The sequence below is a fragment of the Streptococcus sp. HMSC065E03 genome (genome assembly GCF_001815045.1).
GTDB lineage: Bacteria > Bacillota > Bacilli > Lactobacillales > Streptococcaceae > Streptococcus > Streptococcus parasanguinis_AD.
Map to the genome: position 1 here is coordinate 190581 of NZ_KV818853.1, position 23063 is coordinate 213643.

Annotated in this window: 30 protein-coding genes and 1 tRNA gene; 4 read left to right on the forward strand and 27 right to left on the reverse strand. The window is 40.4% G+C overall.

Annotation, left to right across the window (positions count from 1 at the left end; translation table 11 throughout):
• Nucleotides 1-47: 47 nt before the first annotated feature.
• The 6 genes from HMPREF3002_RS07555 to HMPREF3002_RS11350 all read right to left on the reverse strand — a co-directional run bounded on the left by HMPREF3002_RS07555 (nucleotide 48) and on the right by HMPREF3002_RS11350 (nucleotide 3426).
• Nucleotides 48-119, reverse strand: a tRNA-Arg gene (locus HMPREF3002_RS07555).
• Between the two features lie 43 nt (nucleotides 120-162).
• Nucleotides 163-510, reverse strand: a complete 348-nt coding sequence (rplS, locus tag HMPREF3002_RS07560) for a 50S ribosomal protein L19 (RefSeq protein ID WP_021153086.1) — start codon at nucleotides 508-510, stop codon at nucleotides 163-165.
• Between the two features lie 123 nt (nucleotides 511-633).
• On the reverse strand, nucleotides 634-1797 hold the full coding sequence (locus HMPREF3002_RS07565) for a chloride channel protein (RefSeq protein ID WP_176745579.1): 1164 nt from the start codon (nucleotides 1795-1797) through the stop codon (nucleotides 634-636).
• Between the two features lie 46 nt (nucleotides 1798-1843).
• The gene (locus HMPREF3002_RS07570) at nucleotides 1844-2116 is read right to left on the reverse strand and encodes a chorismate mutase (RefSeq protein WP_070665938.1); all 273 of its coding nucleotides are present in this window, start codon (nucleotides 2114-2116) and stop codon (nucleotides 1844-1846) included.
• A 63-nt stretch (nucleotides 2117-2179) separates the two neighbouring features.
• The gene (locus HMPREF3002_RS07575) at nucleotides 2180-2623 is read right to left on the reverse strand and encodes a flavodoxin (RefSeq protein WP_003007049.1); all 444 of its coding nucleotides are present in this window, start codon (nucleotides 2621-2623) and stop codon (nucleotides 2180-2182) included.
• A gap of 116 nt (nucleotides 2624-2739) precedes the next feature.
• On the reverse strand, nucleotides 2740-3426 hold the full coding sequence (locus HMPREF3002_RS11350; protein ID WP_256263422.1) for a hypothetical protein: 687 nt from the start codon (nucleotides 3424-3426) through the stop codon (nucleotides 2740-2742).
• Nucleotides 3427-3552: 126 nt separating this feature from the next.
• Here HMPREF3002_RS11350 and HMPREF3002_RS07585 point away from each other — a divergent pair, with 126 nt between their 5' ends.
• From HMPREF3002_RS07585 to HMPREF3002_RS07605, 4 genes are all read left to right on the forward strand, one after another.
• Nucleotides 3553-4497 carry a DHH family phosphoesterase gene (locus HMPREF3002_RS07585; RefSeq protein WP_049497597.1) on the forward strand — a complete coding sequence of 315 codons (945 nt, stop codon included), beginning with the start codon at nucleotides 3553-3555 and terminating at the stop codon, nucleotides 4495-4497.
• Between the two features lie 96 nt (nucleotides 4498-4593).
• Nucleotides 4594-5178: a DUF5336 domain-containing protein gene (locus HMPREF3002_RS07590; RefSeq protein ID WP_070665942.1), complete on the forward strand. Its 585-nt coding sequence runs from the start codon at nucleotides 4594-4596 to the stop codon at nucleotides 5176-5178.
• Nucleotides 5179-5339: 161 nt separating this feature from the next.
• Entirely contained in the window at nucleotides 5340-5582 is a 243-nt protein-coding gene (locus HMPREF3002_RS07595; RefSeq protein WP_021153079.1) for a type B 50S ribosomal protein L31, read from the forward strand.
• Nucleotides 5583-5740: 158 nt separating this feature from the next.
• Entirely contained in the window at nucleotides 5741-6160 is a 420-nt protein-coding gene (locus tag HMPREF3002_RS07605) for an SP_0198 family lipoprotein (protein WP_049497591.1), read from the forward strand.
• Between the two features lie 49 nt (nucleotides 6161-6209).
• Here HMPREF3002_RS07605 and HMPREF3002_RS07610 read toward each other — a convergent pair whose 3' ends face one another.
• The 21 genes from HMPREF3002_RS07610 to HMPREF3002_RS07705 all read right to left on the reverse strand — a co-directional run.
• Nucleotides 6210-6974: a (S)-acetoin forming diacetyl reductase gene (locus HMPREF3002_RS07610; protein ID WP_003006860.1), complete on the reverse strand. Its 765-nt coding sequence runs from the start codon at nucleotides 6972-6974 to the stop codon at nucleotides 6210-6212.
• 466 nt (nucleotides 6975-7440) lie between these two features.
• Nucleotides 7441-8949, reverse strand: a complete 1509-nt coding sequence (gene glpK, locus HMPREF3002_RS07615) for a glycerol kinase GlpK (RefSeq protein WP_070665945.1) — start codon at nucleotides 8947-8949, stop codon at nucleotides 7441-7443.
• Between the two features lie 187 nt (nucleotides 8950-9136).
• Nucleotides 9137-9808: an ankyrin repeat domain-containing protein gene (locus HMPREF3002_RS07620; protein WP_070665947.1), complete on the reverse strand. Its 672-nt coding sequence runs from the start codon at nucleotides 9806-9808 to the stop codon at nucleotides 9137-9139.
• Between the two features lie 157 nt (nucleotides 9809-9965).
• Entirely contained in the window at nucleotides 9966-10721 is a 756-nt protein-coding gene (locus HMPREF3002_RS07625; protein WP_070450201.1) for a CPBP family intramembrane glutamic endopeptidase, read from the reverse strand.
• A complete protein-coding gene (locus HMPREF3002_RS07630) occupies nucleotides 10718-11473 on the reverse strand; it encodes a CPBP family intramembrane glutamic endopeptidase (RefSeq protein ID WP_070665950.1) in 756 nt (251 codons plus the stop codon). The genes HMPREF3002_RS07625 and HMPREF3002_RS07630 overlap by 4 nt, the downstream gene beginning before the upstream one ends.
• A 22-nt stretch (nucleotides 11474-11495) precedes the next feature.
• Nucleotides 11496-11912, reverse strand: a complete 417-nt coding sequence (locus HMPREF3002_RS07635) for a hypothetical protein (RefSeq protein WP_049506093.1) — start codon at nucleotides 11910-11912, stop codon at nucleotides 11496-11498.
• Nucleotides 11913-11915: 3 nt separating this feature from the next.
• Nucleotides 11916-12803, reverse strand: coding sequence for a DUF4300 family protein (locus tag HMPREF3002_RS07640; RefSeq protein WP_070665953.1), 888 nt, complete (start codon nucleotides 12801-12803; stop codon nucleotides 11916-11918).
• 201 nt (nucleotides 12804-13004) lie between these two features.
• Nucleotides 13005-13778 carry an Ltp family lipoprotein gene (locus tag HMPREF3002_RS07645; RefSeq protein ID WP_049472823.1) on the reverse strand — a complete coding sequence of 258 codons (774 nt, stop codon included), beginning with the start codon at nucleotides 13776-13778 and terminating at the stop codon, nucleotides 13005-13007.
• 201 nt (nucleotides 13779-13979) lie between these two features.
• Nucleotides 13980-14291 (reverse strand): hypothetical protein, encoded by a 312-nt coding sequence (locus HMPREF3002_RS07650; RefSeq protein ID WP_070665956.1) that lies wholly within the window; start codon nucleotides 14289-14291, stop codon nucleotides 13980-13982.
• Between the two features lie 289 nt (nucleotides 14292-14580).
• On the reverse strand, nucleotides 14581-15024 hold the full coding sequence (locus HMPREF3002_RS07655) for an 8-oxo-dGTP diphosphatase (protein WP_049506085.1): 444 nt from the start codon (nucleotides 15022-15024) through the stop codon (nucleotides 14581-14583).
• 59 nt (nucleotides 15025-15083) lie between these two features.
• Nucleotides 15084-15623 carry an RDD family protein gene (locus HMPREF3002_RS07660; RefSeq protein WP_070665958.1) on the reverse strand — a complete coding sequence of 180 codons (540 nt, stop codon included), beginning with the start codon at nucleotides 15621-15623 and terminating at the stop codon, nucleotides 15084-15086.
• A gap of 87 nt (nucleotides 15624-15710) precedes the next feature.
• Nucleotides 15711-17459 (reverse strand): glycoside hydrolase family 13 protein, encoded by a 1749-nt coding sequence (locus HMPREF3002_RS07665; protein ID WP_070665961.1) that lies wholly within the window; start codon nucleotides 17457-17459, stop codon nucleotides 15711-15713.
• Between the two features lie 254 nt (nucleotides 17460-17713).
• Nucleotides 17714-18325 carry a Fic/DOC family protein gene (locus HMPREF3002_RS07670; protein WP_003017315.1) on the reverse strand — a complete coding sequence of 204 codons (612 nt, stop codon included), beginning with the start codon at nucleotides 18323-18325 and terminating at the stop codon, nucleotides 17714-17716.
• Complete coding sequence (locus HMPREF3002_RS11205; protein ID WP_003017298.1) at nucleotides 18325-18501, reverse strand: hypothetical protein; 177 nt, start codon at nucleotides 18499-18501, stop codon at nucleotides 18325-18327. Before HMPREF3002_RS11205 ends, HMPREF3002_RS07670 begins: the two co-directional genes overlap by 1 nt.
• Before the next feature lie 119 nt (nucleotides 18502-18620).
• Nucleotides 18621-19640 (reverse strand): DNA/RNA non-specific endonuclease, encoded by a 1020-nt coding sequence (locus HMPREF3002_RS07675; RefSeq protein ID WP_070665963.1) that lies wholly within the window; start codon nucleotides 19638-19640, stop codon nucleotides 18621-18623.
• Nucleotides 19641-19901: 261 nt separating this feature from the next.
• Nucleotides 19902-20342 (reverse strand): GNAT family N-acetyltransferase, encoded by a 441-nt coding sequence (locus HMPREF3002_RS07680; RefSeq protein ID WP_070665966.1) that lies wholly within the window; start codon nucleotides 20340-20342, stop codon nucleotides 19902-19904.
• Nucleotides 20343-20373: 31 nt separating this feature from the next.
• On the reverse strand, nucleotides 20374-20799 hold the full coding sequence (locus HMPREF3002_RS07685; RefSeq protein WP_070665969.1) for a hypothetical protein: 426 nt from the start codon (nucleotides 20797-20799) through the stop codon (nucleotides 20374-20376).
• 12 nt (nucleotides 20800-20811) lie between these two features.
• Nucleotides 20812-21150 carry a type II toxin-antitoxin system RelE/ParE family toxin gene (locus HMPREF3002_RS07690; RefSeq protein WP_049513954.1) on the reverse strand — a complete coding sequence of 113 codons (339 nt, stop codon included), beginning with the start codon at nucleotides 21148-21150 and terminating at the stop codon, nucleotides 20812-20814.
• Nucleotides 21143-21436: a type II toxin-antitoxin system RelB/ParD family antitoxin gene (locus HMPREF3002_RS07695; protein WP_048716237.1), complete on the reverse strand. Its 294-nt coding sequence runs from the start codon at nucleotides 21434-21436 to the stop codon at nucleotides 21143-21145. Before HMPREF3002_RS07695 ends, HMPREF3002_RS07690 begins: the two co-directional genes overlap by 8 nt.
• A gap of 259 nt (nucleotides 21437-21695) precedes the next feature.
• The gene (locus HMPREF3002_RS07700) at nucleotides 21696-22433 is read right to left on the reverse strand and encodes a DUF4336 domain-containing protein (RefSeq protein WP_070665972.1); all 738 of its coding nucleotides are present in this window, start codon (nucleotides 22431-22433) and stop codon (nucleotides 21696-21698) included.
• Nucleotides 22434-22465: 32 nt separating this feature from the next.
• Nucleotides 22466-23063, reverse strand: a 598-nt coding sequence (locus HMPREF3002_RS07705; protein WP_070666564.1) for an alpha/beta hydrolase, incomplete at its 5' end; no start/stop codon positions are given.

Here is a 23063-nt window from a genome sequence, read left to right on the forward strand (position 1 = left end):
AATAAAGAGGCTAGGACTTTTGTCCCAGCCTCTTGTGATTGAATTATTGTCCCCTGCCGGAATCGAACCAGCAACTACTCCTTAGGAGGGAGTTGTTATATCCATTGAACTAAGGGGACCTATAAAAAAAGAAGCGAGATCACTCCCGCCTCCTTGTTCGTCTTAACGACGGATTTCTTTAATACGAGCTGCTTTACCTTGCAATGCACGAAGGTAATACAATTTCGCACGACGTACTTTACCGTAACGTACAACTTCAATCTTGTCTACACGTGGAGTGTGTACTGGGAATGTACGTTCAACACCGACACCGTTAGAGATTTTACGAACAGTGTACATTTCAGTGTGTCCTTGACCTTTACGAGCGATAACAACGCCTTCAAAGATCTGGATACGTTCACGAGATCCTTCGACAACTTTCGCGTGTACACGAACAGTGTCACCAGGACGGAATGCAGGGATATCAGTACGAAGTTGACCTTCAGTCAAGCTTTGGATTAATGGATTCATTTTATTCTCCTATCTTCGTCAATCTTGAGGGACCTCCCTCAGCGGATAAACTGTATTTTTGTGCTTCCATTACGCACAAAAACTATCATATCAGATATTTTCAGGTTTGTAAAGCTCTTTTCTCTACTTTTTTGCAACTTTTTGGCCGGAATAAATGCTCCACTCTTTTGGTAGGCAATAGGCGATGGCGCAGGCGATCACAAAGAAAGGAAGATTGCCATAGCCAAAGACTTCTCCTCCGATCAAGATCGGTGCGAGCAAGGTCGTGGTCGCACTACCAAAGACACTGGCATAACCGATAGCAGCCACCACTAAGACGGGTAAGCCCAGCAGAGGAGCGAGAAAGACGCCAAGTGTAGCTCCGATCGCAAAGAGTGGTGTCACTTCTCCTCCTTGGTATCCAGCAGAGATCGTCACCACGGTAAAGAGGAGCTTGAGGATCCAGTCATAACTCTGCGCACTACCCTGATGAAAAGCCACATCAATCAGATTGGTTCCGAGTCCGCTATAAGAGCCGACCTTAGTCAGCTGGAGAGTCAAGAGGATCAAGCTGAGTCCAGCCCCAATGACCGCGATTCGGATATAAGGATTAGGCAGTACTTTCGCAACTGTTTTTTTCAACCAAGAAAGGCTAACTGCAAAGAGCTTCCCAGCGAGGCCAAACGCCAAGCCAAGAAGGGCGACTTTGATCAAGGTCTCTGGTGTCCAGCTCAGCGTTTCCTTGAGTGGCACAGCAAATTTCTCTAAACCAAGGGCATGCGAAGTGAAGCTAGCCACGATCGAAGAGATAAGCGCAGGATAGAGAGCCATCAACTGCAACTCCCCAACTGTCAAGACCTCAAGGGCAAAGAAGGTTGCTGCGAGTGGCGTCTGAAAGAGCCCTGCAAAACCAGCTGCCATCCCAGTCATGAGAAAAATACGCGAAGCATCCGGAATCTTGATGTAACGCGCAAAACAATGCGAAAGGGTCGCTCCGATTTGGACTGCTACACCTTCCCGACCAACCGAACCGCCAAAGAGATGGCTCATCCAGGTCGTCAGCATGATCAAAGGCACCAAGACCAAGGGGATTTTCTCCTCACGCGCGTGTCCGACATCAAAGATGAGGCCCATCCCTTTTGAAGCCTTCCCACCAAAACGTTTATAAAGATAAACGATGACAAGCCCCGCTAAAGCCAAGAAAAGAATCAAGGGCCAGTGCTGGCTTCGGAAATCCCCTATCAGAAGAAGACCTTGACCAAAAATCATATCAATAGCACCGACCAAGAGACCGATGAAGAGGGCCATCCCTGTTAGGATCACATACTGCTGTGCTTTTTGCTTGATAGATAGACTAGTCACGCGCCCTCACCTCCTCTTGATAGTCTCTAGAACGCGCCATTAAATCATGAAACTGGGATTGAATGGTCGCACGATACTGCTCATCTGTCACAAGAGATCCGACTTTCTCAAGTACCTCTCTTTCCCTTCCTTGATCGAGCACAGGTAGGCCCTGCTGCTCCTTATATTCTATAATCTGACTGACACAAACCATCCGTTTTTCCAGCAAGGCTACAAGCTCTTGATCGATCTGGTCAATGTCCTTACGAATCTGATCTAAATCCATGTGTCTCCTCTTTATTTTGGATATAAATCGAGGCTGTAATCCATCGATCCAGCCTCTTTGTCATTAATTTGCTTTGGCTACGAGTTCTTCCGCAAAGGCTTCTAATTTTTCAATGTCTTCGTCTTCTGCAGACAAATCAACTTTGACACACTCAGAGCCTTTTTCAGCACCAGTCGCAGCGAAGCAACGGTCGAAATCATCAACTGCTTTACAGAATTCATCGTAGAAGGTATCCCCTGATCCTACAACACCGTAAAGTTTGCCTTTGAGATCAAGGCCAGCCAAATCTTCGTAGAAATCTTGAATCTCATCTGGAAGCTCTCCATCGCCGTAGGTATAAGTCGCTACCACCGCGATATCTGCATCAAGGAAGTCCTCCGCATCCACAGTTGTACACTCATCCACATCTACTTCGACACCAAGATCACGGAATTTATCCGCTACGATATCGGCGATTTCTTCAGTATTTCCAGTCATACTAGCAAAAACAATCTTCGCTACAGTCATAATTTCCTCCCAAAAGCTATTTCCCGTATTATACCACTTTTTCAAGCATTTTGCACGAAACCTTTCCCGATAAGCTGAAAGAAGGGACACGTTTCAAGAATTTGGACCGATTCAACCTAATCGCCCTCGTTTTCTTCTTGAATCTCTTTAATATCTTTAATTTCTTCATCCAACTTCTTATCAAAATAAGACTTATTTTTGAACGGATACGAATAGGTGCGCCAAGTGTACCATTTTAGTCCTTCTTCACCCTTATAGTACCACTCGATTCTAGTAGGTAAAAACTCTTTGTTGTAGGTGATGCGAACCTTGGTGAATTGACGATTTTTCTTCAAATAAATCGCTTCAAATTCCGGGGGATATTCTTCTTTCATCAATTTATCGTCCAAAAATCTTTTCGGTGAGCTAGTAATTTGATAGTTGGATTTCTTAATTTCATCAGTAGTAATTTTCTTACTTAATAGAACTGATGATAATTCGTTATTTACTGCAGATTTGTAATACTGTTTACGATCCCAGTCCGCTTTATAACCACCATATACCGTGTCATCTTTCACAGCAGTTTCTGCAATATAATAAAATTCTTCCTCCCTAAGATCAAACCCAACTTCAAAATCCTTATAAAGAGGATCTCCCATTTTGATCAGAACAAATTGCTTTTTTTTTAAAACATTCAATGCCGGTTGATTGTTACTGCAACTACTTAGGAATACTGCAATAAGCATTACGACCAACACTACCACAATCATTTTGGGAAATTGTAACCATCGTTTTCTTTTCATTGATTGTTTAATTTCTTTCATCATCTCTCTCATTCTAACAAAATATCCATACAATGTAAAACCGCCTCCACTGACCCTGCATAGTGATAAACGCTTGCTGTATGGGCCTTTTTTATGTTAAAATTGACAGAGAAAATGAGGTAATGTATGAACGTAATGAATGACATTCTTGAAAAGATTCAAGCTTATAACACGATTATTATCCACCGTCACCAGAATCCGGATCCGGATGCGATTGGGAGCCAGGTGGGCTTGCGGGATCTCCTGCGTGCGCACTTCCCTCAAAAGCGGGTCTTGGCAACTGGCTATGATGAACCGACCTTGACTTGGCTTGCTGAAATGGATGAGGTCAAGGATGAAGATTTTGAGGGAGCTTTGGTGATTGTCTGTGATACGGCCAATACTCCCCGAATCGATGACAAGCGCTATTTGAATGGTGATTTCCTGATCAAGATCGACCACCATCCAAATGACGATGCATATGGCGATCTGCTCTGGGTTGATACAGACTCAAGCTCTACCAGTGAGCTGATTGCACTTTTTGCTAAGGAATTGGATCTCGAACTACCGGTTAGTGCTGCGCGTCTCCTCTATGCAGGGATTGTCGGCGATACGGGTCGCTTCCTTTATCCTGCTACTTCGACTCGGACTTTTGAGATCGCTGCAACACTTCGAAGCATTCCCTTTGATTTTACTGCCCTTGCTCGTCAAATGGATACGATCAATCTTAAAACCGCTAAGCTTCAAGGCTACGTCTATGACCATCTCGAGATCGACGAACATGGCGCTGCGCGTGTGACCTTGACACAAGAGCTCTTGAAGAAATTTGATCTACGTGATTCTGAGACTGCTGCGATTGTTGGAGCTCCTGGACGCATCGATACCGTGTCTGTTTGGGCTATCTTTGTTGAACAGACTGACGGTCACTTCCGTGTCCGGATGCGTAGCAAACGAAAAGTGATTAATGAGATTGCCAAACGTCATAATGGTGGTGGCCATCCACTAGCTAGTGGAGCTAACTCCTACTCCCTCGAAGAAAACGACCAAATCTACAAAGAGCTACAAGAAGTGGCACGCACAAACGAAGGCTGAGAACGGTTTCTCAGCCTTTTTATCTTGGTCATGGGGTTTTCATTTGATCTTTCTTATGGTAAAATAAAGCTAATAAAATTTTTAAGGAGACTTATTATGGAAAAAAATCGTTTGTTTATCATTATCTCTGCTGCGGTAGCGATTCTTAGCTCTTTCTTGCCATGGGCAAGCCTGAATGCTGGTGCCTTTGGTTCATACAGCTGGAATGGCCTTCGCGGAGATGGATGGTTCGTTATTATCTTCGCAGTCGTTGCGATTGTCCTTGCTTGCTTGAACGATGTGAAATCTTCACTACCAAAAGGTTTTGCAATTGGTGTTATCGTATCAGGGGCTCTCTCAACTATCGTAACATTGATCGATCTATTTGGTGTAAACAAATATGCTGTTGACTTCAATGGTTATGGCGTTTCAATTGGCTTTGGTTTGATCCTTGCTTTGATCGCATCAATCGCTATTGTTGTAACTGGTCTCTTGGCGATGTCAGGTGGTAAAATCACTAAAGGAACATTCGAAGAACTTGCTGAATCTGGTAAAGGATTTGCACAAACAGTTGGACGGGTGACAACTACTACAGTTAAAACTGCAGTAGATGAAATCAAAAAAGAATCACACGAACACACTGAAGGAAAAGCTGATCAACCAGTTGAAGCACCAAAAGATCCAAATCAATCTGAACAATAATAAGATTATCATCACCTTAGCATAGCTAGGGTGATTTTTTTGATCATTAATTTAAATAAAATTAGTGAAAATACTTGTCAAGATCCTGGAAATTTGGTAAACTAGCTTAGTAACAATCTATGGCTCGGAAAGAGACCATGGCAGAAAGGAAATATTGCAAAATGAAAAAAGATATCCATCCAGAATATCGCCCTGTTGTCTTCATGGACACTACTACTGGTTACAAGTTCGTCAGCGGTTCAACTAAGTACTCTAGCGAAACAGTTGAATTCGAAGGTGAAACTTACCCATTGATCCGTGTTGAAATTTCATCAGACTCACACCCATTCTACACTGGACGTCAAAAGTTCACTCAAGCAGATGGACGTGTGGATCGTTTCAACAAAAAATACGGTCTCAAATAAGAACCAACACAGAACCACTTCCCTTTCGGGAGTGGTTTTTTTGATCTAAAAAGATGAACATATAAAGAATTCTTTCTCCCTTTTCTGAAAAATCATTTTCATTGTCTTCTCCTCTATCCTCTGCTATATTTGGATTATCAAAGAAAGGAGACAAGCCGATGACATTGTCCAAAAAACTCACACTTTCTCTTGCCTCACTGGCAGTTCTTGGTCTTTTAGTAGCCTGCTCGAACCAGACAGCTCAAACACCTGCAAACTCTGCTAGTTCACAACAGGTTTCTTCGAGCACTTCAAGCTCTAAAGGTTCACAAACAGCTAGCCAAGCTGAAAATCTAGACGGTACATACAAAGGGACTGATGAAAATGATCAGATCACTCTGACCCTCTCTGGTAAGATGGGCACATGGGAAGAGGTTGAAAGGGATGGCGAGAAAGAAAGCAAGCCTGTAACCGTTCACTCCGACAATCATACTCTCACTGTGGGAGATGATCTCAAATATTACAAACTAGAAGGTAACCAACTCACTATTGAAGATGACGATCGCGATCCTTCTGATACCATTGTATTAACGAAATAGCATAAAAAATAAGAGGTTAGGATGTTGATCCCAACCTCTATTTATTATCTTAATGGAACTGCATCCCACCATCTACGATAATGGTTTGTCCTGTGATGTAGTTTGAATCAGGTCCAGCAAGGAAGCTGACCGCTGCTGCTACATCTTCAGGTTCTGAAAGACGTTTGAGAGTAATATCTTTAGCGAATGTTTGCATACCCCATTCGTCATCTTTACCTGCGTTCTTACCAACTTCATGAGCAATGTCAAACATCATTGGAGTCTTCACGATACCTGGTGCATAAGCATTGACAGTGATTCCTGAATCCGCTAAGTCACGCGCCAAAGTCTGTGTGATACCACGAACTGCAAATTTAGTACCACCATAAACAGTCAAGTTAGGGTTACCTACAACCCCTGCTTGTGAAGTTGCATTGATGATTTTTCCGCCATGGCCAAGCGCTTTGAATTGAGCTTGTGCAGCTTGAGCACCCCAAATCACGCCACCAACGTTAATAGCAAATGTACGCGTAAATTGTTCTTCTGTAATTGTATCAAGTGGTGTAGTTGGCGCAACACCTGCATTGTTCACGACAACATTCAAATCTCCAAAATGGTCAACAACTTTTTGGAAAGCTGCAGCTACTTCTGCTTGTTTGGATACATCAGCAACGACCGCAAAAGCATTTTCTGCGGACAACTCAGCAACTGCTTTTTCAGCTGTTTCAGCATTGTAGTCCAATACTCCGACCTTGAAGCCATCTTGCACCAAACGTTTTGCGATTGCAAAACCGATTCCTTGACCAGCACCTGTGACAATAGCTACTTTAGACATATGATTCCTCCTTGGTATCAACGATACCAGCAAACGTTCCTATCAGAACAGCAAGGGTTGACAACTAGTTTTGATGGGATCTATTATAAATATCCGACAAAACTATGCTAACAGTATACTCCTTTGTGAAAAAAGTGTCAAACTCTGGCCTGTTATTTTTTAAAAAAAGTTCATTTATATGATATTTTTATTTAGTGATAAGTGAAATAGAATATGGCTTTTAACCAAAACAGATAACTGTTCTATTCTGTAAAAACTACATGAGGCTGGGACAAAAGTCCTAGCCTCTCAATTATTTTTGGATTGTCGAGCAAGACGCAGTGGTTGATGGGCTCTACTACGCTGATTTCATCAGCTTTTACAGCCCTACTCAACTGTGCGAAGGAGGGACGACGAAATCGAATTCTAACGAATTACCGATTTCTGTCCCACTCTCTCTCATAAACTATTCATTTGATTGATCCCTTTAGTCATCAGATTCCGCAAATACTTGAGTGGCTTTGACTGCTTTCTTCCACCCCTTGTACAGCTCTTCCTTACGAGATTCATCCATCTTGGGTTCAAAGATTTGAGCTGCTCCATGAAGAGATTTTAATTCTTCCAAGTCTTTCCAATAGCCTACGGTCAGACCTGCTAGGAAGGCCGCTCCTAAAGCCGTTGTTTCCAAATTTTTGGCACGAGCAATCGCAATCCCAAGAATATCTGCCTGAAACTGCATTAAATAATCATTTTTCGCTGCCCCTCCATCTACTTTTAGGACTGGGATAGAGGTTTTAGCATCTACCTGCATGGTGTCGATGATATCGCGTACTTGGTAGGCAATGGATTGAAGGGTTGCTTTGATGAAGTCTTCCTTGGTCGTTCCCCGGGTAAGCCCGAAGACAGAACCACGCGCCTCTTGATTCCAGTATGGTGCTCCAAGACCGGTAAAAGCAGGGACCACATAGATTTCATCCTGGTTCTGGGACTTAAAAGCATAGGCCTCGGATTCAGGTGAATGATCGATCATACGCAGACCGTCACGAAGCCATTGAATGGCACTTCCAGCGATAAAGATCGATCCTTCAAGGGCATAGTAGACCTTGTCATTGATCCCATAACCAATCGTCGTCAGCAGGTTATTTTCTGATAACTGCATCTCCTCACCCGTATTCATAATGATGAAAGATCCAGTTCCATAAGTATTTTTGACCATCCCAGGTTCAAAGGCTAATTGACCAAAGAGAGCAGCCTGCTGGTCTCCCGCCATCCCTGCAATCGGCACTTGTCCACCGTAGAAATGGAAAGGAGCTGTCTTGCCATAGATTTCAGAGTTTGAACGCACTTCAGGAAGCATGGCTTTAGGAATATTGAGGATTTCTAAAATCTCATCGTCCCATTTCAGTTCCTTGATATTGTAAAGCATGGTACGGGCTGCATTGGAATAGTCTGTCACGTGGGCAGCTCCATCCGTCAGCTTCCAGACCAGCCAAGTATCAATGGTTCCAAAGAGCAATTCGCCCTTCTCCGCACGCTCTTGCGCCCCTTCTACATGGTCCAAGATCCAACGAACTTTTGTTGCTGAAAAGTAGGCATCAATGACTAGACCTGTCTTTTGGTGGAAGGTTTCTACATAGCCTTGGTTTTTAAGTTCTTCAGCCAGTGGAGCAGTTTGACGAGATTGCCAGACAATGGCATTGTAAATAGGAAGCCCCGTGTTCTTATCCCAAACAACTGTCGTTTCCCGTTGATTGGTAATGCCAATTGCTTCGATTTGATTGGGCTTGATGCCACTTTCAATAAAGACCTCAGCGATCACCGACTGCACCGAGTTCCAAATTTCATTGGCATTGTGTTCCACCCAACCAGCCTGCGTAAAAATCTGAGTGAATTCCTTTTGACTAGAGCTGACTTGCTCGCCTTTTTTATTAAAAATGATAGCCCGCGAACTAGTGGTTCCCTGGTCAATCGCCATGATGAAAGTTTCTTGAGACATAAACTGCCCTCCTGAATTAGGTACTTAAAAATCTTGTTCTTTCATCAACTAGTATACTCTATTTCATCATGGATTTGTATCCATTTTTTAAAGAAAATTCGGTCTAACATTTTCCTAGTACTTCCAGCTCTATCAGACCAAGCAAAAAGAGCCCTGAGGCTCTTTTAACTAGTAGTTCAAATGCTTATCAAGATCTGCTCTGATCTAACCGATTTAAGAACTCCATGGTAGGGCTGTCTTGGTAAAGTTCTTTAAGAGGAATGTTCTGATAGACCGCTATTTCGTCCGCAGTCACACCGTAACGAATTAATAGATCATAAATACGATTTAAATCATGACGTAATTCATCCGTTATGAGGACATTATCGCTTGTTTCTTTTGTTTTCCAATAATAAGATGGCAGAACTTCCTTGGTTTCAATTAAAATAGTTTGCAACAAAGTCCCACCATGGCTGTCCTTCTGAGAGATATCGGCCCCAAGTTCCAACATTTTCTCAAAAACCTTGAAAGACTTGTCAGCTTTTTCCTTAGACGAATACATCTCATATTGGCCATTCCAACGTTTGATCATGCGCCTGCAGTCAAATACAGCTCTACCACCCGCTGTTTGGAGGACTGGTTGACAAAACGGATTCAGCTCTGTCGGCTCTTCGATAAAGTTAAGATCTGCCCCTCTATCAATGAGTAAGTCTGCAATATCTAAATGTCCCGATTTGATAGCGACTTGAAGGAGCGACTGTCCCTGATCTCTTTTAGGTTTGTCACCCGAAACAGCATTGACTTCTTCAGGCTTTTTATCCAATATCTGACGAACTCCCTCTAGATCTCCTCTTCGCAACAACTGAAAGGTTTTTTGCATGGTTTTCCCCCTCTCTCATTATAGATAAGAATAACACTGTGTTGATACTTTGATCCTATCGCTAGGTTCTTCGTTAAACTGATTATAGCATTTTATGGACTCTACATTTAAGTCCTAAAGGGTAAAGATGACAGACTCCCACCGAAGAGGTACAACTCTATTTCTCTGATTTTCGTGCAGCCACTAGCCAAGAGGCTACTAGGATTTCGAAAATAACTAGAAGGATAATCTGAGGAAGAGAACTTTGAACCAGCATAAGGACAGCCAGACTATCAATTAGCATATGAGCGATGATACAAGGGACAGTTCCTTTCGAGTACTCCTTGAGCGCTCCAAATAGGAAGGTATTCCCTAAAATCATCAGGTAAAAGATGAGATAGTTGGACGAGCCAGCTGTAATCCAAGGGAGTTGATAGATAGGAATATGCCAGAGGAACCAGACAATGGAAAGAACCATCATTTTAGGTATAAAGTGCTTACTAAAGGAAAGATGATCTTGTAAAAACCAACGCCAACCGACTTCTTCTAGGCCTCCATATAATAAGGTCCAGGGGAAATAAAGGAAGAAGGCCAAGAGGGAGTTCCCAGTAAAGCGAACATTCATAAGCAGGATGGAGATCCCATAATAGATGACGGGGATGAAGAATGCTAGGATCCAGGATAGGGGACTTTCTTTTTGAAGAAAGACCTTTTTGAAAAATTCACCCAAGGAGTTGACTTCCCTCAACACCAGAGAAAAGACAGCCGCCACAATCAGGGGAATCAAGTTCATTAGGATAAACAGGAGCGATGCACCCATACTCCTCCCATCTGGAAAACACCAAAGGATCACTTGGCCTACTAGAACTGTAGCAAGGAGGGCAGTCAATGCATACCAGATAGCGACTGATCGTTTTGAAATAAATTTGTTCATTTTTCCTCCTTTACAGTTACATACTTCCTTCTTGCAATCATGATTGCTAAACTAATAATAAGAATTTTACTGACGATAGATAGCCATACCTCTTCATTCACTAGAATCTGAGACAAGGAATTGATACAGGCATGGGTCATGACACAGAGCCATAAATTTTGCGTTTTATGATACAAGGCCGATAAGATAAAACAGTTAGTTAGCAGACCTACTAGAAACGGAAATAATTGAATGACACCTAAAGAACCATCGATGTAGAAGTAGAAAAGATGCCAACTAGACCAGGCTAAAAAGGTGATCAAAGTAGCTGAAAAATAAGGTATTTTTTCCTGCAAAGTTGGTTGAAAGAAATAACGCCAGCCAATTTCTTCAACTCCACCAAAAAGAAGAGCCTTGAAAAAGAGCACTACTGTCAAGACCAACGATTGAGTGGTAATCTTACCACCTAAGATAAGTGGGAAAAAGTCAAGTAGCAAGAAAACGAGCACTAAACAATAATTAACTAAACTGTCTTTGACTTGAAAAAAATCTTTTAAAACTTGTTTGAAACTAGATTGATGGTAACTAATGCTTGCAAGACTCCCCCAAAAAGCAGATGATAAGCCACCTACAATAATAGCGATGATCCCAAATGATGATGTAAAATCAACCTTCACTCCTCCTGCTCTTAAAAACCACACCAGAAGGCTAACTCCTAATACTTGACCAAAGGTCCCTAACAAATACATAGATAGGGCTTGCTTTCTATTCATTCGTGATTCCTTTTTCTTTCAATTAATTTCCAGTGCTATCTACCTTAAACCCATACCTGCCTGCATTTCGTTTGAGTTTCTCCACTAGCTCTTCATTCCGCTTGCTTTTTCCAAAAAAGAAGGGAATAGTCTTTCCATTTCTGAGTTCGATATAGAAAGCATAACGAGCCCCACCACCAGATCGTCCACGAAAAATTGAATACGTGATTTGCTTGATCTCTTTCAGTGGGATGCTGCGACGACTGAAACACAGAGCGACATGGATATAGAAGATTCCACGGCTAATATGGAACGGGGCAAAGTAGGGACCTCCACTACGTTTCACGATTGCCCTTCTTCTCAGGAAAAGGAGAAGACTGAAAAAGAGCAAGAAAACTAGCGCATAAAGAATCGGAGCATACTCTATTATCTTTCTAAATGCTATCACAATGTCCTTCATTCTCTACTTCATCTCAATCCATTTTTCATTGTCCATGATAAAGGGCTTAGCTAGACCTTCACCTGTGTAATCTTGGTATTTGGTCTCCAAGTATTTGTAGACATCTTCCTTGGTCGCAAATTTGATGGCTTGGTAAGGCTCTTCAAAGGTCAGCTTTTCAACAAAGAGATAGACGTCCTTGGCAGGAACCAAGACACCGACGTGCCCTACAAAAAGGGTATTTCCGTCTAGGTTATCATGAACGATAACGGAAAGCATGCGGGCATTTTCATTGAACTTGAAGTGAGAAAAATACTCTTCCATCTTCTTGGCATGGACTTTGACATCCGTCGTCGCCTCTGTCGGAACCCGTGAATACAGAATGTTAAAAGCTTCCTTGTCTGCCTCATCGAAGATCTTCCCTTTGTCAATGGCATCATTGTCCACGAACAAGAGTTCACTATCCGCTTTCATCTTAGGAATCTCGATGCGATTCTTCAGAAGAGTATAGCTATTGATCCGGCAGTTGGTCCCGACGAAATCACCCTTTTTCTTGGTCCACAAGTCACTGATCTTCTCAACATTGTAGTCTGTTTTCTTGAAGGTGCTAAAGTCACCCGTCAAGCCGACCGAGCCGACAATGCTATCGTAGTCCGTTACTAGACCCAGAAACTTGTCTACACTTTCCCGATCCAAATAAGCAGACAAGAGAGCCCGCACTTCTTCGACACTCGCCTTGCTGTTGAGGTTGCTATAGCTTCCCTTGTAGCGCTCCTTATCTGAACTAGATTTCTGCACAGTGGAACTTGCCTGCTTTTCCTTGGATTGCTTTTGGTTGCTACCACAAGCCGCTAAAGCAAAGAGCGCCAAGGCACAGCTAGTAAGGAGCATGATTTTTTTAGATGGTTTCATAAACTGGTTCCTTCTCTATTGATTAAAATGTTTGTACCATAAATTTTTCATATTGATAATCCTTCTCCTCTATTATAGTTTAAAACTAGGTTAGCTCCAACTATTTTTTACGAAATGAGAAAAGTTTATAAGTAGCAAAAAAGAGCTGGCAAACTGTCCAGCTCTTCAATATGTTACAAAAATCAAAATTAAAATTATTGTTTAATTCGACCAATCTATTTTTGCATGTTCTATTGCATACTCAGCTTCTTCTTGAGTAAATTTTCTTTTTTCAACAAGTATTTCTAATATCTTTTCTTTCGTAATCTTGCGACCGTTTGCATAAGATTCCGCTTCTTTCACAGCGTCCTCCTTCCAATCGAAATTAACATGTTCTACAGCATAGTCAGCCTCTTCTTGAGTAAATAGTTCAACATTTATAAGTTGCCAAACTAATTTTTCTTTTGAATAACGATACCTTTGAAGTGATTTTGCTGCTAAAACAGCCTGCTCTTTCCAGTCCATATTAAGCTTATATATAGCGTACTGGTTAGCTCCTTCTGAATAATTATAAATCTTTATTTTATTTTTGATAGCCTGCTTCGAAATAGGAGAATCCTTTGACAGTTGCTTAGCTGTTGCATATGCCCTTTTAAATTCTTCTTCTACTAAAGTTGGATGAAAAAGTTTTTTCACAAGCAAATTAAATAATAATTCTAAATCGTCCTCATTTTCATCACTTGAAGAAGTGTATTTTCTATAATCATAATTCTGTGTACTAGAACTTGAAGTAGCGTATTCTTGTTTTGATGATTCAAAATCATCCTTATTTCCATCACTTGAAGAAGAGTATTTTTGTACAGGATTAGTCAACTGTGATCCTGAACGTGAATTTATCCATTTATTATAATTTATTTCATAATCAATTACTATAAGAGCTAGCATTCCTGCAAATAATCCAAAAATTGTAAAAATAAATATCAAAAACTTTTTCATCATGACTCCCTTTACTTGTTTCTCTCCAATGAAATTTTCATCCCTCTGGAACTGCTTTCATTAGTATTATATCATGAAATATTGTTCATTTTTATTTACTAGTGTAAAAGTCTCTATGGCTAGTAAATAAAAAAGTGACTGCATTTCAACTGCAATCACTCATTCTATGTGAAATAAAAAATGACAAAGTATTATAAAATCTTATTTAATCTTGTGTTTGTTCATCTTTTCTTCAAAGATAGCTGTCATAATCTTGCGGAGCTCTTCTCCTTCTTTTTCAGGAAGGTCCCCTTGACGTTTCGCCACGGCATAGAGTTCAGGGTATTGCTTGGCTACACGCTCAACTGTCTTGGTCGTCGCATGCCCCCTGACTAAGAAAGGAATACGTTTGATCCATTCTTGCGGGACTAAAGCGAGCAACTTCTTCGCTGCTTCTTTATCAGAAATCTCAGCTGTACTCAAACCTTGGTTGATCTGTTCTTGTTCTTTTTCTGTAAAATCTTTTAATTCCATATGAATCTCCTTATTCTTCTATTTTCTTTACCTAAGGAAACATTATACACCTATGTAGGTAAAAGTACAATTAAAGGAATTGAAAAATAGACCAAGGGTAAGCCACACTTATTTGTGTTTTTCTATCTCAGTTTCTAATAGACTAAGCATGCTATCATGGTGAGATCTAACACAGTTATTATCCCAATTCCGATCATATTTCTTGACTAAGTCACTCATCACTTTTAATTTGGAACTTTGCTCTATTACACTTGGATCAGGTTATTTTTTTCAGAATCAGCGTTCAATTTTACTTTAAATCGTACTTCCAGTCTTCTCCATTTTGGTAGTAGAAAAATTCAGACAGGTCTTCTTCAAGAAAGATACGAAGCATATCCTCCATATTTAGAGAGAGGTCTAGATTTGGCATTTCTTTCAGGTTCTCCCACCAGACTTCCCCCTCTTCAGAGGATATTAGGTCTCCTTCAAACTTTTCTGTCTTATAAAAGAGAACTACATAACGAATGCCGTCTTCTACCCAATCTTTCATTCCACAAATCTGGGGAGAAGCTATCCTTAAGCCAGTTTCTTCCTTCACTTCACGGATCACTGCTTCCGTAAATGATTCTCCCACTTCGACATGACCTCCAGGAAAGGTTATACCTGGCCAGTCCTCTTTTTTACGATCAATAACAAGAACTCTATCGCCGTCTCTTACCATACAAAGATTTGTAAACTCAACGGTCTCATTCATACAAATACTTCCTAACTATGTTTGTATTATTATTGAGGACAGAATAGACAATCTGTATCCTAGTCACCTTTTTGCTGAACTTGCGTATGGGCTAGCAGGTCCCCTAGATGCCTCTTATCTTTTCTAAACACTGTCATTGCCAGTAGCAAAACTGCGAGGAGAGTCGCCGAAATAGAGAGGCTAATGGATAACACATCAAACTCACTATAGACACCATGTATCGTGCCCATATGACCGAGTTGCCAAGGTAAAAATTTGATGACATTTCTAATCAAGCTAGCTTGCACTGTTTTTTTCTGGTAGACCAGTTCAAGTCCTGCTTTCGCCTTCCCAAAACTCCCATTATTTGTATAATCTAAGAATGTAAAAAGTAGAGTGATTGGCAAAACAGATGTAAAAAATGCAAGACACTGCGACTGAATTTCTGTAAACTCTGGGATACCATTAAAAAAAATAATGTAAAAAAGCATAGAACCTATAAACAGAAGCGCTAAATAAGCTAGTATGAAAAGATAATCAAATAAAAATTCCTTCATTCTTTTTTTAAACGAAATAGGATTGATTGCTAACATCTTCATCACCGTCTCCTCCTTTATCATTTTCTACTATTATACTATACTGACAACCATAAACCAACCATTTATAAAAAGAAGCCTGCAATCTCTCGATTCCAGTCTACTTCATTCCTAATCTTCTCTATAAATAACAAATCCATTTGGTTGAATGATCAATCGATCATCGGAAATGCTCCCATGACTGATCAGATTTGCTTGTCCTCTTTCTAAGACAACGTCCTTCTTCGAGTGGTTAAAGTAGGCTTTGAGAATGTGACCTTCATGTTTCCATTCTACTGCCACCACATCCGGCTCTACTTCTTTCAGACCCACTTTACCATGCTGAATCATGCCCGCCACTTCTTTTCGGAGCTGTATCAAGTCCTTCATAAAGTTTAGCATATCATTGTCTGCTGACACGCGCTCCCAAGGCATGACACGGCGGCAATCTGGGTCTGGGCCACCGATGAGGGCTAGCTCCGTTCCATAATAGATACACGGCGTTCCGCGTTGCAGATAGAGGAAGGCGAGGGCAGACTTGACGGACTGGAGATCCCCTTTTGCCGTCGTCAAAATCCGCTCTGTATCATGGGAGTCTAAGAGGTTGAACATGACCTCAGAGATCTGCTGCCTGTAGTACATCGACTGGCTATTGATCTCCCAAATGAAGCGTTGCGTCTCCTTATGTCCTCGCAGGAAATAATCCTTGATACTTTCAGAGAGCGGATAGTTCATCACGGCATGGAACTCATCACCATTAAGCCAAGGTTGGGACGAATGCCAGATTTCTCCAAGGATATAGAGATCCGGCTTCTTGGCCAAGACCGCCTTACGGAAATCTCGCCAGAATTGATGGTCGATTTCATTGGCCACGTCCAGTCGCCAAGCATCAATATCAAACTCTTCAATCCAGTATGTCGCCACCTTCAATAGATAGGTCTTCACCTCTGGATTAGCCGTATTGAGCTTGGGCATATAGCCCGCAAAGGCAAAAGCATGGTAAGACAAGTCGCGACTATTCCACAGATTTTCTGAGGAGACAGGGAACTCTTTAATATGGAACCAGTCCTTGTAAATCGAATCCTCCCCGTATTTGACCACATCCTGCCATTGGGGTGAATCATAGCCAATATGGTTGAAGACGGCATCCAGCATGATCTTCATCCCACGCGCGTGAGCCTCTTTCACCAGCTGGCGGAAGGTCTCTTTATCACCAAAATGTCGATCGATTTCAAAGTAATCGATGGTGTCGTATTTGTGGTTGCTCGGCGATTCAAAAATCGGGCAAAGGTAGAGCCCTGTGATCCCTAACTCCTGCAAGTAGTCCAAGTGATTGATGATCCCCTGCAAATCTCCACCAAAGAAATCCAATACTTGAGGAGCAATAGAGGCATCCCAAGGGCGGACGCCTTCAGGTGACAGGGCTGGATTGCCATTGGCAAAGCGCTCAGGAAAAATCTGGTACCAAACTGTCTGAGCCACCCAATCCGGAACAGCACATCCATCGATCTCATGGATAAAAGGAAGCTTAAAACCGTTCATGACGAAGTCTAGGTTCTCCTTGGTGTAAGCTGCCACACCTCGATCTCCGTACAAGATCTTCTCTCCCGCTGTATCCTCTAATTCAAAGAGGTACTGGATCCGTGCATGGCTGACAGATACCGACACTTGCCAATAATCAAAGAGGTCGTCGGTCGTCACCTTGTCCATTTCCTTGGTTGCTTCATATAGATCCTCTATAAAAATAAAAGGATCCCCGTAATGCAAGACAATCCGTTTGATATCCTCTTTCTTAGTCCGGATGCGAATATGGAGCTGGCCATCCTTATAAAGATAGGCGTACTCCGATTCAGGCCGGTGATAAATCGCTGTTAATTCCATCTGTCTCGTCTCCTACTTTCCTTTCTTTTCATCATTTACCAATTTATGCAAACGATTACACAAAACTCATTCTAGTATACAACTTTAGAAAAAGGTTTGCAAGATCTTGTGAGATAATTTTAGACTACTCACTTTTTAAGATTGTAATGCAATACAAAAAGCCCAGCAATTGGGCTTAAAGACCTTTATTAAAGCAGTGACTTTACATTATAAGCATCACTTTATACCGTTTCCTAATAAAATATACTACAGATCTATATTTCTGTTAATAGTTTATTGAACAGTTGTTCGAGTTTACTAGTATCTCCATAAACTGTTCCATCCATATATAAGTGATAGATATCATCATCTAAACCAATTGAAATTTCACATTCATAGCCTTTCATCAAAGCTAAAGAACGGATAACTTCTCGTTGAGTACGACCGTTTCCTTCTCTAAATGGGTGAAAATAATTTAGATTATCTAATATCTCAGCTAAACTTTTACAAATCTCAATTTTATTATTTGCGTTAAGTAGATAGTTTGAAATCAAAGTATTTAAATATTTTTCTGCCATATCAAAAGACTGAACTGGCATAAAAGCATTTCCACTTTTAGAGATATTTACTTGACGGTATTGACCTGCCCAAGTATACATCCCTTCAAAAAGAAACTTGTGAATCTTTAAAATATCTGAAACAGTATTTACTTCAATTGGATTAATAAACAGTTTTAAACTTTGGCTTGCTACTAAACGATATTCTAATTCTCGTGCTTTATTATCATTTTTCTCATTAAATTTATTTATGAGAACAGATGAATGGGGATAGGTGTATAAATTATCAGGGTCTATATAATCATACCCATCATATATTTTTCTGACCATTATCCAACTCCTAATGCAACTGCCTCTTCTCTCAGTCGCTCCACGTCTTCTACCGTGGGATGCCATCCTTCAATCATATTGGTGCTAAGAGCAAACCAGACGCTCTTAAAAACCTTTTTGTTGTCAAAAATCACACCCATAATCATCATTTTTTCTTTATCTACATCTAAGGTCATATTCTACCTCCGTCCTATTATTATAGCATATTTTCAATCATTTTAGTTCTCCTATTTAGAACTTACCCTACACAAAAAGCCCAACAATTGGGCTTTCTCATTATCAAAATAACTGATCCTCATTCCTTACTTGTATGCCGCTTTCCAAGACTTAGCGCTTGCTCTTCTGACATTTGAACAACCTTAGAAAAGTTAGTATTGCGAGGCATACTGTCCAAAGAATACCAATATACATCCGCACTCCCATTTCTAGCCACATAAACTACTGGAGCCAATTGAGGACTAGGTTCTGTAGGCTCCACAGGTTGAACTGGTTGGGCGGCTTCTACTGATTGACTCGGTTGAGGAGCTTGACTTGGTTGGGTCTCTATAGAAGGACTGGATGGTTGTGCTTGACTACTTGGTTCCGTTGGCACTAAGGATGGTTTGGCGGTTCCCTTCAGATAGTCAATGGCTGCATTCTTAGAGTAGTTGTCCAAGGTAACGGTGGTAATCCCATAAGCATCTACAGATTCTTTCGGACTTCCTAAGTTTATACGGAGTAGATTTCCTTCTTGATCAATCCCAACATACTGCAAGATTACTTGTCTCGGAATTAATTCATCACCCGCATAAAACGGGGTCACCTTGTAGTCTAACCAGTAATGAGGGTGAGTGGCTAACCAACTATCCAAGCGCTTTTCATAGTAGAGCATCCCCTCATCATTACGATCAGCGGTTCCTCTATAATTTCCACTATTGGTCCATGCAGTTAAGGGAACTAAATTTTTCCCTTCATTGGTCAGACCACTAAATTGATAGCCGACCAGATGCCCTCTATGGAACAACCAGGCCTTCTTCCCTTTGTTTCCATAGGACAGCTTATAATTATGCCAGCCGACTGGATTGTAGGTCAGCCGTGGCTCTCTTTTCTGCTTTGGTTCATCCTTGTCCTGTAACTGTATATGAGCTGAAGTCGCACGACCTAAATGATCAAACTCACCTAAAACGAGCTGCTTGTTACCAGTAAAAGCTAGCAGGTTGAGACTTTGGTAATCGAGTCCCGTTTGCTGAGCTTGAACCCCATGAACAAAAGTTAAGGTCATGAAAACCGCGACTATCCCAACGATGACATTTTTCAAAAATCGTTTTGTAACCATAATAAACTCCCGTATTACTATCTAGTATTATTATAGCAGAAAAAAGCGGTTACAAACATAGAAGATCTGTTTAGATTTCGATTTTTAGTTTTACCAAATATAACGATGGATCCCCTATACCAAGTTTTTACAGCAAGTCTACATTTATACCAGCTTCATCTTTCAATTATATGTTTTTAATGAGTTAATTTTCAATTTGATGTTCTTTGATATACAAAATACGGACCAGTATTTAAATATATAAAATGATCTACAACAATCCTAAATCAACTTATATTCATACCACTCTTCATCTACTTTCTGAAAACCCAAAGCCAAAAACATTCTTTGACTTTGAGTATTAAAAGGATAAATTTGAGCAGTTACCTTAACCATTTTTTTCTCTTTGGCCAGCTGTATCATTTCAGAAATACACCGTCTTCCGATCTGTAAATTCTGATACTCTTTGCTGACCACTATTGAAAGTTCCGAGTTATCTTGAAGTGTCACATCTCCAACTAACACTCCCTCATATTGGATATAATAGCAAGAACCATGTGAAGTTAGGTAATCATACATTTTATGAAGTTTTGTTACATCGTAAATCTGATCAGTATTATCCACTTGTTTGCAAACCTCACTATCCTGATACCAAAGAAGGGAGATGTCATCATTCCTATAATAAGGAATAAGAGTGATCTGATCATCTACTATTCTATTCATCGTTACTTCTTCCATATTTCTATTTAGAGATTTATTCCGATACTTCAATATTCCCCATCAACCAATTGGACATCTTTTTGCCCTTGTCTTTATAAGGATTGGGAGGAAACAAGGTGAAAGGGGGAATGCTGGCATCCGGGAAAAATAGTTCTACTCTTATCGTTCGCTCTCGGTTATTGTTGACGTAAGCTGTAAAATAGATATGGTAATGTCCACTCACATCACCACCGTTATCATACTCCCCTCTAGCAGTATTTGGTAAGAGCGTAACAGATTCTATGTCCTGCTTTTCCTGGGCTAATTGTGTGATGATCTCACTCTTAATAGCAGCCTCATGATTTCTGATGAAATTACTATCATCACTATATCCAGGATGCCCATTGCGCAAATAGAAAATAATAACCATCAGAAAAGGTAGGGAAATTAAAAAAATAATCAGCTTATTCGATTTTAACATGGGGTCCTCATCCTACTTATAAAAAATCTTGACCCAATCCTGCTTTGCACTGAGTATACGAGAAACATACACTGTATGCTTCTCAATATAATAAAATGCGAGATAGTTCTCTATTGGCATATAACGATAGGGTTTCCCATCATTCGTCATCTCACCATAGCCCCGGCTTGATACCAGAGGACAGGCTTCTGGAAACAGTTCTAGGGTCTCAAGAGCACTTAATAGCAAATCAACTTTGCCATCTGCAGCTTGCTGGCTATAAAAATTCACAAGAATATAGTCGTGAATGCCACGCAAGTCCTGCTTAGCCTGATCTGCAAGAAAGACCTGATAGCGTTTCAACTTAGTCAAGACCAAATTCCTTTCTCACATCGGCTACAGAAGTGACTTTCCCTTGAGCAATTTCCTGGTGCCCAACTAAAATCTCCTTCTTCAAATCCTCAAAGGCCACTTGATACTGCGTGTCCTGCAAATCACTTGAAACAAATTCTCTTGGATCCACAGTCCCGTTGGCAATTTTTCGAAGTGCTGCATTTAGGACATCTGACACCGAAATTTTTTGATCTGCAAGTACCTCTTTTGTTTTTTGGTAAAACATCGCATCTGCGCGAAAATTCACTGCTTTCGTGTTTGCCATTTCTACCTCTCCTTTGTACATACAATTTGTATATACATTCTACCATACGAAAGAGAAGGGATTCAAGTGAAAAATGGATTCTTCTTTCACTAAATCTAATTAAGAGATACCGTTAGTTAATCTATATTCTTTCTCTCGTGTCAACTGATACCTCTTAGAATCAACAATTTAAGTAGATTCCACATCTTAATTTAACAACTCCAAGTAATTGTAGTCAATTATATTAGATATATTTTATTAATTTCTTTATAGTAAATTCCTATTTCTCTAGCCAAAAGAACGCTTGGTTTAACATCTCTTTTGTTTGTCCAATGATACACGGTCCATGAGAAATAATAATATTCTTAGGTTCCCATTTCTTTATTTTATGATAACTCTTCAATGCTTGTTTTTTACCAAATAAAAAAGTCATTCTTAAATCTCTTGGTGTTTTACCATTTGGATAGTGATTATCACCTATTTTTAACAGTAGCTTTTCAAAAATCGATAAATTTTCTGTTTCTATGTTTTCAATAAGATCCGTTAAAATTAGAGTTGAACTTTCAGTATGGAAAAAAACAACCTCTTTCACGTAAAAACTTCCCTCAAATGTTGTAAAACAAATTTCCTCGTTCCAATTGGCTTTCTCTAGTTCATGACCATAATATAAATTCATTCCCGATTTTCCGGCACGCTTTTGAACACCACTAGCTAGCCATACTTCTGCTTCCGGAAATAGTTCGTGCCACTCATTTATATAACTATAATGTAAGACATTGGGTGCAATAAGGTGTTTTACCTCACCTAATTGCTTGATTTCAAAAAGTAAATTATCACTAGGCTTAATCGGCGAATGCACCCAAAGACCACCATTCTGCAGACGGATAACTGTCATTCTAGTTGAAAAAGGCACTTTGAAGAGTTTGAAATTCATCAGTACTTCTTCCCCATCTACAATCCAGAGGTTATCTGCTATCTTTTTTAAGGAATTGAGCGGACTATATTTTTTGACTTCCATGAAACTCTGCTTTCTAAATTAATAAAGTATAATCAATCGTTATTCTCCAAAAACGGTAGCACCAAATCAACCCACTCTTGAGGCAAGTAAGCTGACAAATAGCCATGATTGTAGCCCTTGGCTTCATACAAGATCGTATTTGGATGCAGTTGTTGAAATAATTTCGCCGATGCTTTCACACAGTTTAATTCTTTTTCACCATAGATATACAAAACCTGAGCTTTGCTAGCAGAAATCGTATCCTTCAGCTTGTAACGCCCCATATAGGTTTTGTAAATGGTCACCATTGTTTTGACAGGCGTTCTTGGCAGATCCTCCAAATAATAAGCTTTTATTTCCTCTGGATAAGCCAGTTTAGGATAGAGTTTGTCCATCATGCTTAATTGAAGTTTGCAAGAGAATTTACTGAACATCATTTTACCAAATAGAGCTACTAGAAAGATGCTGATTTTTGTTAACCTTGGTTGAGGAATACAGAGGCTTCCATCTATGATGGCCTTCTCAGCTATCTCGCTGTCTAAAGACAAAAGCTCCATGGCAATTTGACCACCAAGTGAAACGCCACCGATTGCAAACAATTTTCCACCACAGTTTGCTTTGATATAGTCTAGAATCTCCAAAGCAGAATCT

Bases quoted from the DNA above. Each gene is read 5' to 3' on its own strand.
- rplS (WP_021153086.1), bottom strand. From the start codon at position 510: ATGAATCCATTAATCCAAAGCTTGACTGAAGGTCAACTTCGTACTGAT.
- HMPREF3002_RS07565 (WP_176745579.1), bottom strand. From the start codon at position 1,797: ATGGCCCTCTTCATCGGTCTCTTGGTCGGTGCTATTGATATGATTTTT.
- HMPREF3002_RS07570 (WP_070665938.1), bottom strand. From the start codon at position 2,116: ATGGATTTAGATCAGATTCGTAAGGACATTGACCAGATCGATCAAGAG.
- HMPREF3002_RS07575 (WP_003007049.1), bottom strand. From the start codon at position 2,623: ATGACTGTAGCGAAGATTGTTTTTGCTAGTATGACTGGAAATACTGAA.
- HMPREF3002_RS11350 (WP_256263422.1), bottom strand. From the start codon at position 3,426: ATGAAAGAAATTAAACAATCAATGAAAAGAAAACGATGGTTACAATTT.
- HMPREF3002_RS07585 (WP_049497597.1), top strand. From the start codon at position 3,553: ATGAACGTAATGAATGACATTCTTGAAAAGATTCAAGCTTATAACACG.
- HMPREF3002_RS07590 (WP_070665942.1), top strand. From the start codon at position 4,594: ATGGAAAAAAATCGTTTGTTTATCATTATCTCTGCTGCGGTAGCGATT.
- HMPREF3002_RS07595 (WP_021153079.1), top strand. From the start codon at position 5,340: ATGAAAAAAGATATCCATCCAGAATATCGCCCTGTTGTCTTCATGGAC.
- HMPREF3002_RS07605 (WP_049497591.1), top strand. From the start codon at position 5,741: ATGACATTGTCCAAAAAACTCACACTTTCTCTTGCCTCACTGGCAGTT.
- HMPREF3002_RS07610 (WP_003006860.1), bottom strand. From the start codon at position 6,974: ATGTCTAAAGTAGCTATTGTCACAGGTGCTGGTCAAGGAATCGGTTTT.
- glpK (WP_070665945.1), bottom strand. From the start codon at position 8,949: ATGTCTCAAGAAACTTTCATCATGGCGATTGACCAGGGAACCACTAGT.
- HMPREF3002_RS07620 (WP_070665947.1), bottom strand. From the start codon at position 9,808: ATGCAAAAAACCTTTCAGTTGTTGCGAAGAGGAGATCTAGAGGGAGTT.
- HMPREF3002_RS07625 (WP_070450201.1), bottom strand. From the start codon at position 10,721: ATGAACAAATTTATTTCAAAACGATCAGTCGCTATCTGGTATGCATTG.
- HMPREF3002_RS07630 (WP_070665950.1), bottom strand. From the start codon at position 11,473: ATGAATAGAAAGCAAGCCCTATCTATGTATTTGTTAGGGACCTTTGGT.
- HMPREF3002_RS07635 (WP_049506093.1), bottom strand. From the start codon at position 11,912: ATGAAGGACATTGTGATAGCATTTAGAAAGATAATAGAGTATGCTCCG.
- HMPREF3002_RS07640 (WP_070665953.1), bottom strand. From the start codon at position 12,803: ATGAAACCATCTAAAAAAATCATGCTCCTTACTAGCTGTGCCTTGGCG.
- HMPREF3002_RS07645 (WP_049472823.1), bottom strand. From the start codon at position 13,778: ATGAAAAAGTTTTTGATATTTATTTTTACAATTTTTGGATTATTTGCA.
- HMPREF3002_RS07650 (WP_070665956.1), bottom strand. From the start codon at position 14,291: ATGGAATTAAAAGATTTTACAGAAAAAGAACAAGAACAGATCAACCAA.
- HMPREF3002_RS07655 (WP_049506085.1), bottom strand. From the start codon at position 15,024: ATGAATGAGACCGTTGAGTTTACAAATCTTTGTATGGTAAGAGACGGC.
- HMPREF3002_RS07660 (WP_070665958.1), bottom strand. From the start codon at position 15,623: ATGATAAAGGAGGAGACGGTGATGAAGATGTTAGCAATCAATCCTATT.
- HMPREF3002_RS07665 (WP_070665961.1), bottom strand. From the start codon at position 17,459: ATGGAATTAACAGCGATTTATCACCGGCCTGAATCGGAGTACGCCTAT.
- HMPREF3002_RS07670 (WP_003017315.1), bottom strand. From the start codon at position 18,325: ATGGTCAGAAAAATATATGATGGGTATGATTATATAGACCCTGATAAT.
- HMPREF3002_RS11205 (WP_003017298.1), bottom strand. From the start codon at position 18,501: ATGACCTTAGATGTAGATAAAGAAAAAATGATGATTATGGGTGTGATT.
- HMPREF3002_RS07675 (WP_070665963.1), bottom strand. From the start codon at position 19,640: ATGGTTACAAAACGATTTTTGAAAAATGTCATCGTTGGGATAGTCGCG.
- HMPREF3002_RS07680 (WP_070665966.1), bottom strand. From the start codon at position 20,342: ATGAATAGAATAGTAGATGATCAGATCACTCTTATTCCTTATTATAGG.
- HMPREF3002_RS07685 (WP_070665969.1), bottom strand. From the start codon at position 20,799: ATGTTAAAATCGAATAAGCTGATTATTTTTTTAATTTCCCTACCTTTT.
- HMPREF3002_RS07695 (WP_048716237.1), bottom strand. From the start codon at position 21,436: ATGGCAAACACGAAAGCAGTGAATTTTCGCGCAGATGCGATGTTTTAC.
- HMPREF3002_RS07700 (WP_070665972.1), bottom strand. From the start codon at position 22,433: ATGGAAGTCAAAAAATATAGTCCGCTCAATTCCTTAAAAAAGATAGCA.